The sequence below is a fragment of the Rhodococcus sp. ACPA1 genome (assembly GCF_002300195.1).
Classification (GTDB): domain Bacteria; phylum Actinomycetota; class Actinomycetes; order Mycobacteriales; family Mycobacteriaceae; genus Rhodococcus_F; species Rhodococcus_F opacus.
Genome location: NZ_NSDX01000003.1, coordinates 510,619 through 523,096 on the forward strand (window position 1 = coordinate 510,619; position 12,478 = coordinate 523,096).

Sequence of the window (12,478 nt, forward strand, 5' to 3'; positions counted from 1 at the left end):
ACCGTCCAATTTACCTCGGAGGGGGCACAGTGACGCGAGCAACTCGGGTGACACGCGGCGGCGAGCGCACCAACGTCGCTATACGGGAGGCCGCGGCCAGCCTGTTCTACGAGCACGGCTACGAGGCCACGTCGCTGCGCACCGTTGCGAGCGAGGTCGGCATCCAGGTCGGCAGCCTCTACAACCACATCAGCGGCAAAGAAGAATTGCTGACCGACATCATGGTGTCGGTCATGGACGAACTCCTCGAAGCCGTGAACAAAGCGCTCGTCAGCGTCGATGGGAGTGCGCTGGACCGGTTCAAGGCGGCGGTCGACTGCCACATCCGCTATCACGCGGAGCATGCGCGGGAGACGTTCATCGGCAATACCGAGCTCCGGGCCCTGAGCGACGGAGACTTGGAGTTGGTCCTCGCCAAGCGTGCCGAGTACGAGCGCCTGCTGCAGAAACTCATCAAGGATGTGGCCAAGGAAACCGGCGCGGACATCCTCGATGCCAAATTGCAGACGTACTCGATACTGGCTCAGGGTGCGCACGTGTCGTCCTGGTACAAGCCTGGCGGCCCGAAGTCGCTCGACAAGGTCGTCAACACCTACATCAAGATGGCGCTGCGCCAGCTCGGCGTCGAGAACGCCGGCTGACCCGACCGTATCTCCGTTCAGCCCGCGCCCGGGGCACCGGCCCGGGGTGCGGGCTGACAAGTTTGGTGACACACACCCAACGAATGCCCCGGAGCGGTGCGTGGTTGCGGTCGTCCCCGATCGATGGCTACGGCCGCGTACGCACGTGGGATCGCTGCGCTGTTCGTCCCGTTGTCTCGGTAATGCTCTCGCGGAGAATGCTTCCCGGACTCTGTTGATCATTTTGTGGTGCTCGTCTGCCGCCATGGCGCATGCACGGGCCCTCGTCTTCACCCGGCACGCATGGTTGACATTTGCTGTCGCTCACATCACACTCTAATTAAACAAACGCACGTACGTTTGTTGGTTGCTCCGCCGACATCGGCAGGGTCGTACATCGAGAGATTGGAAACTCAATGAGCCGCTTGGAGGGCAAGGTCGCCCTGATTACCGGGGCCGCACGCGGCCAGGGCCGTTCACACGCACTGGGGCTGGCCAAAGAGGGCGCTGACATCATCGCCATCGACATCGCCGACCAGATCGGCAGTGTGCCGTACCCGATGGCGTCGCTCGACGACCTGAAGGAAACGGCGCGACTGGTCGAGGAGCTGGGCCGCCGCGTCGTCATCGCGCAGGCCGACGTGCGCAACCTGAAGCAGATGGAGGCTGCGGTCGCCGACGGCCTCGCTGAGTTCGGCCGTATCGACATCGTCTGCGCCAACGCAGGCATCATCTCGGCCAACAAGGTCCTGGACCTGACCGAAGAGCAGTGGAACGACATGATCGACACCAACCTGACCGGTGTCTTCCACACCGTCAAGGCCGCGGTGCCGAACATGGTCGAGCGGGGCGAAGGTGGCTCGGTCATCTTTACCGGATCGACGTCGAGCTTGAACGGTTACCCGAACGTCGGCCACTACGTCACCGCCAAGCACGGCATCGTCGGACTGATGCACACCCTCGCGAACGAGCTGGGCCCCAAGGGGATCCGTGTCAATGCGGTCCATCCGACGAACGTCAACACCAAGCTCTTGCAGAACGAGACCTTCTACGGACTCTTCCGTCCGGACCTCGCGCACCCGACGCTCGAGGACTCCCGCGACGCGTTCGCCACGATGCACTCGCTCCCGAACATCCCGTGGGTCGAACCCATCGACATCACCAACGCCGTGCTCTTCCTGGCCTCGGACGAATCGCGGTACATCACCGGAATCAACCTGCCCATCGACGCCGGCGCAAGTCAGAAGGTCGGCGGCTAGAAGCCGTCGGATTCCGTGGCCGGTCCAAGTCTGGCCGCGGGACCATCCCCACTGCCCCTTCACCCGAGACGTTTCCGTCGCGGGTGAAGGGGCAGTGGGTTTTGCGCTGCGTGTCTTCGCGCCTCTGCTCAGTGAGGGTGCCTCATACGGGCCCGATGGCCGGTGCAGGTGATTCGTCGGACTGTGTCGGGATCACGCACGTCCTCGACGTACACGACGGGTGACTGCGCGTCCTCCCTGCTGGCCGACCTCTGTTCGAGGGACGTTCCTGCGGACTCGCCGGATTCGATGACTCTCGGTGCGTCGTAGTGGGTGGCCGTGACTGTTCTACCTCATGACGTGCTCGGGTCCGGCGCGGTTCGAGGGTCCGGTGGCGCGACGTACTCCCCGGGCCGGGACGCGAGGCGGGTACGTCTGGTCTGGCGGGCGCGCTCGTTTGCGGACATGCCACCCCAGATGCCGTAAGCCTCGGTGGCGGTGAGGGCGTGGGTGCGGCATTCGGCGAGCACGGGGCAGTCCTGGCAGATCTGTTTGGCGGCGTGCTCACGCTGGGCGCGGACGCTGCCGCATTCACCGTCGGGGGAGAAGAACCTCTCGGTGTCGGTGCCGCGACAGGCGGCGCGGTGCTGCCAGTCCCGGTCGATGTGGTGGTCCGAATGATCAGGCACTGCGGGATAGGTCGCTTTCGGAGTCGAAGGTTGACTTGATCCGACGGGAGGCACCGGATCCCGGGCCCTCGTCGTGAGGGCCCGGGATCCGGGTGCTGAAAGCGAATGGCGAGGATGCGCGGCGTCAGAGCGCCATCCCACCATCCACCGGAAGAACGACGCCGGTCGTCCAGTCGTCCTCGAGTGCGAACCGTGCGATCCACCGGGCGGTGTCGACGGGATCGCCGACCCGGCGGAGTGGAATCGCCTCAGCCCGCTCGCGGAGTAGCGTCGACTCTTGCTCCGCGCTCATCCCGGCGGTCCGGTAGATCGCGGTCGGCGTCGGTCCGGGAGCGACGGAGTTGACCCGGACACCCTTGGGGCCCAATTCCAGGGCCCAGCACCGGGTCAGGTGCGCGACCGCCGCTTTCGACGCCGCGTAGTGCGCGTTACTGGCGGTCGGTTTGAGGGCAACCGAGCTGGCCACGTTCACGATGGACCCCCTGCTGCTCTCGAGCGCCGGGAGCAACGCCTGCGTGACCACCGTCGTCCCGAGCACGTTCACCTCGAACAGCGCACGCACCGACGCGGCACTGACATCGGCTAGCGGACCGACCAGAAACGCGCCTGCGCAGTTGATCACGAAATCAATGTGGCCCCAATGCTTCAACGCCGCCGACGCTGCGGATGCGACGACCGCCGCATCGGTGACATCGACGGTACGGGCAGCGACATCCTCACGCCCGGCAAGATCTGCCAGGGCCCCGTCGCTCCGATCCCACGCGTCGACGCGGGCGCCGTGGTCGACCAGCACTTCGAGGCAGGCCCGACCGATCCCGGTGCCCGCACCGGTGACGACACCGGTGAGACCTTCCCGCCGCGGTGCGAGCACCGGCGCGCTCATACCGGGGTGACGCCGTTTCGGCGGGCGGGTGCGGTGCGGTCCCGCTTGCGATAGAGCGCCAGACGCTGGGTGAGTTCGTCGCGCAGCTCGTTCGCGGGCACGACCGCTTCGACGGCGTTCTCGTTCGCGATCTTGAACACGTCGATGCCGGCGGCGTACTCGGCCTGCTTCTCGGCGATGAACGCGGCCCGCTCCTCCGGATCCTCGATGGCCTGGATGCGGTTGTAGTGGATGCCGTTCACGGCGGCGTCCGGCCCCATCAGGGCAGGCTTGGCCGTCGGCAGCGCGATCAATGCGTCCGGCTGCATCGGGGCACCGGACATCGCGAGGTAACCGCCGCCGTACGCCTTACGCAGCAGCACGGTGATGCGGGGCACGCGGGCCTCGGAGACGGCAAAGATCATCTTCGCGCCGTGCCGGATGATGCCCTGACGCTCGACTTCCGAGCCGATCATGTAGCCGGCGATGTCGACCAGGAACAGGATCGGGATGTTGTAGGCGTTGCAGATCCAGATGAACCGGGCGGCCTTGTCGGAAGAGTCGGGGAAGATCACTCCACCCTTCACGGTGGGCTGGTTGGCGACGATGCCGACGCTCTGGCCGTTCAGGCGCGCGAACCCCGTGACCAGTTCCGGGGCGAAGAGGTCCTTGTACGGGAAGAAGCTGGCGTCATCGACGAGGGAGTCGATCAGCTCGTGGATGTCGAAGATCTCGGATTCGACCTCGGGGACGATCTCCTTGATGGTCCGGGCACCGGACGGTTCCGCCGGTGCGGTGATCGGGGGCTCCTGCTGCCAGTTCGACGGCAGGAACGACAGCCACACCCGCACGGCGGCAATGGCTTCCGCGTCGTCCTCGACGAGGACGTCGGACAGGCCGGAGACGGTCGAGTGCATTTCCGCGCCGCCCATTTCCTCGAGGGTGACGTCTTCACCGGTCACCATCTGTGCCAGTCGCGGCGAGCCGAGGTAGGCGGTGGCGTGGCCGCGGACCATGATCGTCAGATCGCACAGTGCGGGCACGTAGGCGGAGCCGGCGGGGGAGGGGCCGAAGAGGGCGCAGACCTGGGGGACGCGGCCGGAGATCTGGACCTGGTTGTAGAAGATGTTGCCCCAGGCGCGACGGCCCACGAAGCTTTCGAACTGTTCGTCGATGCGGGCGCCGGCGGAGTCGAACAGGTACACGATCGGGGTGCCGGTGGAGTCGGCGAGTTCCTGGGCGCGGACGATCTTCTCGAAGGTGCGCTTGCCCCAGGTGCCGGCCTTGACGGTGTAGTCGTTGGCGATGACGACGACATCGCGGCCGTCGACCTTGCCGACCGCGGTGACGACGGCGTCGCCGGGCAGACCCTCGTCGTAGCGGGCGAGCAGGCCGTCCTCGAAGGACCAGCTGTTGTCGAACAGGAGTTCCAACCGGTCGCGCACGAGCATCTTGCCTGCATCGATCTGCTTCTGGCGTTGCTTCTCCGAGCCACCGAGCCGAGCCTTGGCCAGCCGCGTCTCGAGCTCTTCATGCGGGCCTACCGGGCCCGCTGTGGTCTTCTCGTCGAGAATGTCAGTCATGATCTTTCCAAACTGTTTCGGAGGTAGTGGATTACGAATCGTCGGTGGGGGCGCTACTTGTAGCTGAACAGCAGGGAGGCGCCGCCGTCGATCACGGTGGTGGTGCCGTTGACCCCGCGGGATGCGCGGCCGGCGATAAACCCGATCACCGCGGCGACGTCGTCGGGGTCGAGGATGCGTCCGGTCGGTGTCTTGGCCGCCATCCGCTCTGCCGCGGGGCGGTCGAGCATGGGGGTGACCATCGCGCCGGGGGCGACGGCGTTCACGGTGACCGCGGTGCCCCAGAAGTCGAACATCAGGGAGCTGGTCAGGTTGATCAGTGCGGCCTTGGAGGCGGCGTAGGCGGAGTACTCGTAGCCGCGGGTGCCGGCGAATGAGGCGCAGTTGATCACTCGTCCGTACTCGGCGGCCTTCAGATCGTCCGCGAAGGCCTGGGTGAGCAGGAACGGGGCGGTGACGTTGACGTCCATGACCTGCCGCCAGGAGTCGGCGGTGGTGTCGGCGAGATGGGTGCGGCGCAGGATGCCGGCGATGTTGACCAGATGGGATACCTGGCCGAGGTCGGCGTGCACCGCGTCGACCAACGAGCCGGCCGCCGATTCGGAGGTGATGTCCACGCCGTACGCGGCGCTGGTGACCCCGTTGTTGCCCAGTTCGGTGGCGGTGCGCTTGGCCGCGACTTCGTCGATGTCGACGCAGGCCACCGCCAGGCCGAGTTCGCCGAGCACCGTGGCGGTGACGGCTCCGAGTCCGCCTCCGGCGCCGGTGACGACCGCGACCGGCGGCCCTGCGGGTGTGGTCATCTCACTCACCTGCCGCCACGACGGTGGCCAGGGATGCTCCGGCCGCGACGACCTGCCCGACCTCGACGTGCAAGGACTCGACGACACCGTTGACGGCGGCACGGATCGGGTTTTGCATCTTCATCGCCTCCAGCACCATCAGCACCTGCCCCGCCTCGACTTGGGCGCCGACCTCGACGTCGATCTGCGCGACCGTGCCCTGCATCGGGCTCTTGGCCTCACCGCTCGCCGCGGCGCCGCCGCCCCGCTTCTTCCGTGGTCCGCCGGTCGCGGCGCGGCGCGCCTGCGGCTCGGCGACGGGCGCGGCAGCGGCCGGACCTGCGGGGGTGAAGAACGGGATGACGTAGCGGCGGTCACCGACCCACACCTCGTTGCGGGGCAGCATCTCCTCGGTGTCCTCGGCATCGGTGTCGGACAGGTCCTCGACCGGCGGCAGCAGCGAGGCGAAGTCGATGTCGCGCTCGAGCCAGTTGGTGTGCATGGCGACGTTGCGGAAGTCCTTGTGCGCAATGATCTGTCGTGCGGCGGGGACGGTGGTGGGCACGCCGTCGATGATCAGCTCGTCGAGGGCGAGGGTCAGCCGGTCCAGGGCGCGGTCCCGGGTCGGTGCCCACACGATGAGCTTGCCCACCAGGCTGTCGTAGTACGGCTGGACCTCGTCGCCGGATTCGTAGCCGCCGTCCCAGCGGACGCCGGCGCGCGTCGGTGCCTGCACGGTGGCGATCGGTCCGGGGCTGGGCATGAACAGGGCGCCGCGGGTGTCCTCGGCGTTGACGCGGACCTCGATCGCGTGCCCTCGCGGGACGGCGCCGGACTCGGTGATCGACAGCGGCTCGCCGGCGGCGACGGCGAGTTGCTCGGCGACCAGATCCAGGCCCAGGGTCATCTCGGTGACCGGGTGCTCGACCTGGATGCGGGTGTTCATCTCCAGGAAGTAGAAGGCCTCCCGGTCGGCCTCGACGAGGAACTCGACGGTGCCGGCGCCGACGTAGCCGACCTGCTTGGCCAGGCGGACCGACGCCTCGCCCATGGCGCGGCGCAGCTCATCCGACAGGCCGGGAGCGGGTGCTTCCTCGATCAGCTTCTGATGTCGGCGCTGCACCGAGCAGTCGCGGTCGCCGATCCACACCGCACTACCGTGGGTGTCGGCGAAGACCTGGACCTCGACGTGGCGAGCGCTGGACAGGTACCGCTCGAGGTAGACGTCGTCACGACCGAACGCGGCAGCGGATTCCTGCTTGGCCGAGGCGAACGCGGATTCGGCCTCCGAGGCCGAGGCGACCATGCGCATGCCGCGGCCGCCACCGCCGTAGGTGGCCTTGATCGCCACCGGGTAGCCGTGCTCGTCACCGAACGCGATCACGTCCGCCACGGAGGCGATGGTGCCCTGCGAGCCGGGGACCTGCGGGACGTCGGCCTTCGCGGCGAGATCGCGGGCGGCGATCTTCGAACCCATCACCTCGATCGCCGAGGAGGGGGGCCCGATGAAGATCAATCCGGCGTCTTCCACGGCCTTGGCGAACGCTGCGTTCTCGGCCAGGAAGCCGTAGCCGGGGTGCACGGCCTGCGCACCGGTGCTCTTGGCTGCCTCGATGATCTTGTCGATCGCCAGGTACGACTCCGACGCGGAGGCCGCGCCGAGCAGGACCGCCTCGTCGGCCAGTCGCACATGCAGTGCCTTCTCGTCCGCCTCCGAGTACACGGCGACGCTGGCTACACCGGCCTCTGCACACGTGCGAATGATGCGGACCGCGATTTCGCCGCGGTTGGCGACGAGGACCTTGGACAACATGCCCGGACTCCTTGGGGTTTCGAAATACCTGTGCGATGGACGCCCCGGTGTGGGGTCGCCTTCGTAAGACCATGTCGCTTAGACAAACAATCGTACGTTCGCTTACGGTACCGTCAGATGTGGTAACGGTCAACGATGGTCCCCGCCGCATCCGTGAGGTGGGGTCGACGACAGAGAGGACACGGACGGTGATTGCGTCTGCCGAACAACTCGAGTTGCTGGTCGACGCTCTGCGAGTGACCCCCACCGGTGGGAACCGGTTCCGTGGACCGACCGCGGCCCGGAAACTGCCGCGGCTCTTCGGTGGGCAGGTTCTCGCCCAGGCGCTGATGGCCGCCGGTGCGACGGTGACCGTCGGTCGAACCCCACATTCCCTGCACGCGCTGTTCCTGCGCGGCGGAGACCCCGAGGCGCCGGTCGTCTACGAGGTGACGATCCTGCGCGACGGCCGCTCCTATAGCGCCCGCGCCGTCACAGCGACGCAGGGCGGTGCGGTACTGGCGACGCTGCAGTTGTCGTTCGCCACCGCGCAGACCGGACCTGAGCACGAGTGGTCGGCGTCGCCGCCCGGCACCACACCGGGTCAGCTGCCGCCGCTGGGCGAACGACTCGAACCGGACCTTGCCATGCTGCCGGCGTGGTGGTCGGATCCGCATCCGTTCGATTTCCGCTTCGTCGATCATCCTGAAGCGCTCGCATCGGCCGGAACCCGGGTCCCGGAACAGTTGTTCTGGGTACGCGCGGCCGCGCACGTCCCGGACGAGCCGTTGCTGCACACCGCGTTGCTGACGTACATCAGCGACCTGACACTGCTCGATCCTGCGCTGATGCCCCACGGGCGCTCCTGGTACGGCAACCGGGTGATTGCCGGTGCCAGCATCGACCACGCGATGTGGTTTCACCGCCGGTTCTCGATGAACGACTGGATGCTGTGTCGGCAGGTCAGCCCGATCGCCACCGGTGGCCGATGCCTGTGCACCTGCGACTTCACCACCGAGGCGGGTCTTCGCGTCGCCTCGGCGTCCCAGGAGGGCATCCTGCGCGAACCCTGATCTCGACGGCCCCGTTCAGACCGGCACGATCTCCGACTCGGAGGCGAGAAACCAGGTGATGTCCCCGATGAATTCTTCCTCGTGCTCGCGGACGGCGTCCGCCTCCGGCGAGGCGAACGCCTGGGCCACCGCGGCGACGGACGGGAACCACAGCTCCGCCATCCCGTCGTAGGCCCATTCCGTGCGATGCTCGATCGCCGGGTTCTGCACGTAGCGCTCGAGTTCCGGGAGCTTCCATACGTACTGGGGGTGCTCGACGTTCCAGTACCGGAGGAACTCGTCGCGAGAGAGCTCGGACTTCGACGTGATCAGCGCAACGATCTTGACGGACATACATTTCTCCTTCAGTCGGGGTCGGCGACGGTAGAAGTTCGGCGACCAATCGGGAATGCACGGCGGCGTTCGGCCGGAGATGACAGCTTCCGGTCGAACGCCGCCGTGAGGGGATTCAGTGCGCGAGGGTCTTCGTCTTGTCCAGACCTGCCCCGGTCAGGGCTCGCACTTGAAGTTCGTCGAAGGCGGCGTCATTTGCGGGCTCACGACTGAGGTAGCTGCCCACGATGCACCCGAGGAATCCGGCGGGCACCGACAGCAGGATCGGGAAGGCCAGCGGGAAGGGCGCTGTGGTCGTCAGTGAATCCGACAGCAGCGGAGCCAGACTCGGCCACACCAGCGGACCTGTCAGAATCAGCGCCAGCGCCGTCAGCAGACCCGACAGCGCCCCGACTACGGCGCCGAGGGTACGCATCCGCCGCCAGAGCAGCGTCATGATCAGGACGGGGAAGTTCGCGCTGGCCGCGGTGGAGGTCGCCAGCGTGGCCAGGAAGGTCACGTTCTGGGTGCCGCCGATGGCCAGGGTGACACCGACGGTGACGATCACCAACGCCACTGCCGCGATCCGGCCGACCGTCATTTCCTCGGTTTCGGGACGGTGGAACGTCTTGGCCCACAGGTCGTGGGCGATCGTGCTCGACGCGCTGAGCACCAGGCCGGCCGATACCGCCAGCAGCGTGGCGATCGAGACCGCGACCACCAGCGCCAGCAGCAGGTCGGACGCGAAGCCGTCGCCACCGCCGAGCCAGACGGTCAAGGCGGGTAGGGCGAGATTGCCGCCCTTGCCGGCGATTTCCTCCCCGCCGGCGCCGAGGGCGGCGCGTGCCGAGATGCCGAGGAACGCGATGAGGACGTTGAATCCACCGATCAGGCTGATCGCCCAGATCGCGGACTTGCGTGCCTCGATGGCGTCGGGAACGGTGAAGAACCGCATCAGCACATGGGGCAGGCCCACCGCGGACAACGTCACGGCCACTGCCATGGAGATGATGTTCCAGGGCCCCTTGAAGGAGTTGCCGGTGGCCAGGTAGTGATCGCCGAATTTACTCTGCGAGACCGCCTGCTCGATGATGTTGAGCGGGTTGGGATCGATTCGGATGAGAACCAGGATCACCAGCAGTGCGACGACGCTCATCAGGGCCACGGCCTTGATGATCTGCAGCCACGTCGTGGCGAGCATGCCGCCGAAGAGCACATAGGTCAGCATCAGGACCGCGGCGATCACCACGCCCCAGGAGAAGTCGATTCCGGCGAGGGCCTCCATCAGCACGCCGCCGGCAACCATCTGGGCGAGTAGGTAGAAGACACAGATGAAGAGCGTCGAGATCGCCGAGACGATGCGGACCGGACCGGACCTCAGTCGGGTGGCGAGCGCGTCGGCGAACGTGAAACGCCCCAGATTGCGCAGCTTTTCGGCGATCAGGAACATCACCATCAGGAAGATCCCGCACGCGAAGATCGCGTAGACGATGCCGTCCATGCCGTAGAGGTAGGCCAGCCCGGCGTAACCCAGCAGGGAGGCCGAGGACAGGAAGTCGCCGGCGATGGCGGTGCCGTTCTTGCGTCCGGTCATACCCCCGCCGGCCGTCCAGAACTCCGCCGACGTCTTCGTGCGGCGCGAGGCGAAGTAGGTCGCCACGAAGGTGGTCGCCAGCAGCAGGATCGTGACGACGACGGCGGTGGTGTTGAATCCGTCAGACATTGCCCGCGACCTCTCGCTCTCGGGTGGCGGGCACGCTCAGCACGGCCGCGGCCAGGGTGTCCCAGTGGCGTGCGCGGCGCACGTACCAGGCGCCGAGTCCCATCACGGTCGCGACGTAGGTCAGGGACAGGATCAGCCCGATGCTCAGCCCCGACACGGGACGCTTGGCGATGATCTCCGGGGCGAAGGCGGCGAAGCCGACGAGCGCGCAGAATGCCACCGCGAAAACGCTCCAGGCGACGGTGAAGAAACTTCGGCGGTCACGTCGCAGGCGGAGCATCGACGGATCCGACCAGAGTCGACTCCAGTCGACGGAGGTCTCGGTGGGAGGCATGGTCACCCTTTCTCGTGCTGGTCGGTGCCGTCTTTCGCGCGTATACCGCGAGTTCACGACGAGTGAGGGCGGACCGGGTCGCGTGTGGGACCGAACGGTCTGCACGCCCTCTGTAATGGGCATCACACAGGCTATACGAACGGGTGTTTGTTTGTCCAGGCGAAACGAAGGAGCTTCTGACCTCTTGGAAAAACGTGCGTTCGTTTGTATCGTGGGGTGGGTGACCGGGTCACAGCGCGGCGGCCGCACCCTTGCGCCCTGAAGGCCGCGGTCACCCCGAGTCGGAGGAGTCTCATGATCGGAAGCGGCACCCTGCCGGACACCACGGAGCAAGCGGATCTGCGCGAGATGGTGCGCGAGATCATCGAACGATTTGCACCCCCGCAGCGGGTCAGGGAACTCGACGACGCCAACGCGTTCGACCTCGAGCTGTACCGGGCGCTCGGGGAGGCCGGGCTGATCGGACTCGACGCCCAGGCCGACGGCACGAGCGGCGCCGACCCGAGACTCCAGATCATCGTCCTCGAAGAGCTCGCCGCCGGTCCGACCTCGATGGCGGTGTGCCTGGTCGTGCAGTACATGGGCGTCGGACTGCTCACCGAGTACGGCAGCGACCAGCAGCGCAGCACCGTCCTTGCCCCGCTCCTCGACGGCAGCGAGCGGGTCGCCTTCGCACTGACCGAACCCGACGGCGGCACCGACGTCGCCCGCGTCATGCGCACCCGGGCGAAGAAGTCCGACGACGGCCGGTGGATTCTCAACGGCGCTAAAACCTGGATCTCGGGTCCGCAGCACGCGAGGAATCTCATCGTCCTGGCCCGGACCTCGACGCCCGAGTCCTCTCCGATCGACGGCATCACCATGTTCGTGGTCCCGACCGACACTCCCGGCATCACCGTGCGGGAACTCGATACCTTCGCCATCCACAGCCTGGACACCTGCGAGGTCACCTTCGACAACGTCGAAATCGATGCCTCCGCCGTCCTCGGGCACGTCGACCAGGGGTTCCGGCAGGTGCTGGGCACTCTCAACGGTGAACGACTCAACGCCGCCGCCGCCGCACTCGGGATCGCGCGGGGCGCGCTGGAAGCCGCCGTCGACTACGGCCGCCAGCGTCAGGTGTTCGGGCGTCCGGTCGGCAGCTTCCAGGCCGGCCAGCACCGGCTCGTCGACGGCGCCATCGCGATCGAGTCGGCCCGTGCCTTGATGCTCCAGGCCGCCGAGGCCACCGCCACCGGGAAACGCGCCGACATTCTCAGCGCCATGGCCAAGGTCGCCGCCTCCGATGCGGCGGTCGCCGTCACCGACGCCGGCATGCGCCTGATGGGCGGATCCGGGTTCAGCAAGGAATACCCGATGGAGCGGTTGTTCCGCGACGCCCGCCTCTACACCTTCGCCCCATTGACCAACGAGATGCTCCGCAACCACATCGGTGAGAAGTACCTGGGATTGCCGCGGTCGTTCTGACTC

The 12,478-nt window shown here is 67.0% G+C and carries 12 protein-coding genes; 4 read left to right on the forward strand and 8 right to left on the reverse strand.

Annotated elements, in window-relative coordinates; genetic code table 11:
- Window positions 1-29 precede the first annotated feature (29 nt).
- Both CJ177_RS12865 and CJ177_RS12870 read left to right on the forward strand, forming a co-directional pair.
- On the forward strand, window positions 30-641 hold the full coding sequence (locus CJ177_RS12865) for a TetR/AcrR family transcriptional regulator (protein WP_005250626.1): 612 nt from the start codon (window positions 30-32) through the stop codon (window positions 639-641).
- A 395-nt stretch (window positions 642-1,036) separates the two neighbouring features.
- Window positions 1,037-1,879 carry a mycofactocin-coupled SDR family oxidoreductase gene (locus tag CJ177_RS12870; protein WP_005250628.1) on the forward strand — a complete coding sequence of 281 codons (843 nt, stop codon included), beginning with the start codon at window positions 1,037-1,039 and terminating at the stop codon, window positions 1,877-1,879.
- A 332-nt stretch (window positions 1,880-2,211) separates the two neighbouring features.
- Here the strand turns inward: CJ177_RS12870 and CJ177_RS12875 are convergent, their stop codons facing one another.
- The 5 genes from CJ177_RS12875 to CJ177_RS12895 form a co-directional block, all read right to left on the reverse strand.
- Window positions 2,212-2,547 carry a WhiB family transcriptional regulator gene (locus tag CJ177_RS12875; RefSeq protein WP_095867878.1) on the reverse strand — a complete coding sequence of 112 codons (336 nt, stop codon included), beginning with the start codon at window positions 2,545-2,547 and terminating at the stop codon, window positions 2,212-2,214.
- Between the two features lie 124 nt (window positions 2,548-2,671).
- On the reverse strand, window positions 2,672-3,430 hold the full coding sequence (locus tag CJ177_RS12880) for an SDR family NAD(P)-dependent oxidoreductase (RefSeq protein ID WP_061697308.1): 759 nt from the start codon (window positions 3,428-3,430) through the stop codon (window positions 2,672-2,674).
- The gene (locus CJ177_RS12885) at window positions 3,427-4,992 is read right to left on the reverse strand and encodes an acyl-CoA carboxylase subunit beta (protein ID WP_095867879.1); all 1,566 of its coding nucleotides are present in this window, start codon (window positions 4,990-4,992) and stop codon (window positions 3,427-3,429) included. Before CJ177_RS12885 ends, CJ177_RS12880 begins: the two co-directional genes overlap by 4 nt.
- A gap of 53 nt (window positions 4,993-5,045) precedes the next feature.
- Window positions 5,046-5,795 carry an SDR family NAD(P)-dependent oxidoreductase gene (locus CJ177_RS12890; protein WP_095867880.1) on the reverse strand — a complete coding sequence of 250 codons (750 nt, stop codon included), beginning with the start codon at window positions 5,793-5,795 and terminating at the stop codon, window positions 5,046-5,048.
- Between the two features lies 1 nt (window position 5,796).
- Window positions 5,797-7,587, reverse strand: a complete 1,791-nt coding sequence (locus CJ177_RS12895) for an acetyl-CoA carboxylase biotin carboxylase subunit (RefSeq protein WP_025433375.1) — start codon at window positions 7,585-7,587, stop codon at window positions 5,797-5,799.
- A gap of 188 nt (window positions 7,588-7,775) precedes the next feature.
- On the opposite strand from CJ177_RS12895, the gene CJ177_RS12900 reads away from it, so the two are divergent.
- Window positions 7,776-8,639: an acyl-CoA thioesterase II gene (locus CJ177_RS12900; protein ID WP_005250641.1), complete on the forward strand. Its 864-nt coding sequence runs from the start codon at window positions 7,776-7,778 to the stop codon at window positions 8,637-8,639.
- A gap of 15 nt (window positions 8,640-8,654) precedes the next feature.
- On the opposite strand, the gene CJ177_RS12905 is transcribed toward CJ177_RS12900, so the two are convergent.
- From CJ177_RS12905 to CJ177_RS12915, 3 genes are all read right to left on the reverse strand, one after another.
- The gene (locus tag CJ177_RS12905; RefSeq protein WP_005250642.1) at window positions 8,655-8,972 is read right to left on the reverse strand and encodes an EthD family reductase; all 318 of its coding nucleotides are present in this window, start codon (window positions 8,970-8,972) and stop codon (window positions 8,655-8,657) included.
- A 115-nt stretch (window positions 8,973-9,087) separates the two neighbouring features.
- The gene (locus CJ177_RS12910; RefSeq protein ID WP_025433374.1) at window positions 9,088-10,674 is read right to left on the reverse strand and encodes a cation acetate symporter; all 1,587 of its coding nucleotides are present in this window, start codon (window positions 10,672-10,674) and stop codon (window positions 9,088-9,090) included.
- The gene (locus tag CJ177_RS12915; protein WP_095867881.1) at window positions 10,667-11,008 is read right to left on the reverse strand and encodes a DUF485 domain-containing protein; all 342 of its coding nucleotides are present in this window, start codon (window positions 11,006-11,008) and stop codon (window positions 10,667-10,669) included. Before CJ177_RS12915 ends, CJ177_RS12910 begins: the two co-directional genes overlap by 8 nt.
- Before the next feature lie 294 nt (window positions 11,009-11,302).
- Between CJ177_RS12915 and CJ177_RS12920 the strand changes: the two genes are divergently transcribed.
- A complete protein-coding gene (locus CJ177_RS12920) occupies window positions 11,303-12,475 on the forward strand; it encodes an acyl-CoA dehydrogenase family protein (protein ID WP_025433372.1) in 1,173 nt (390 codons plus the stop codon).
- Window positions 12,476-12,478: the final 3 nt, after the last annotated feature.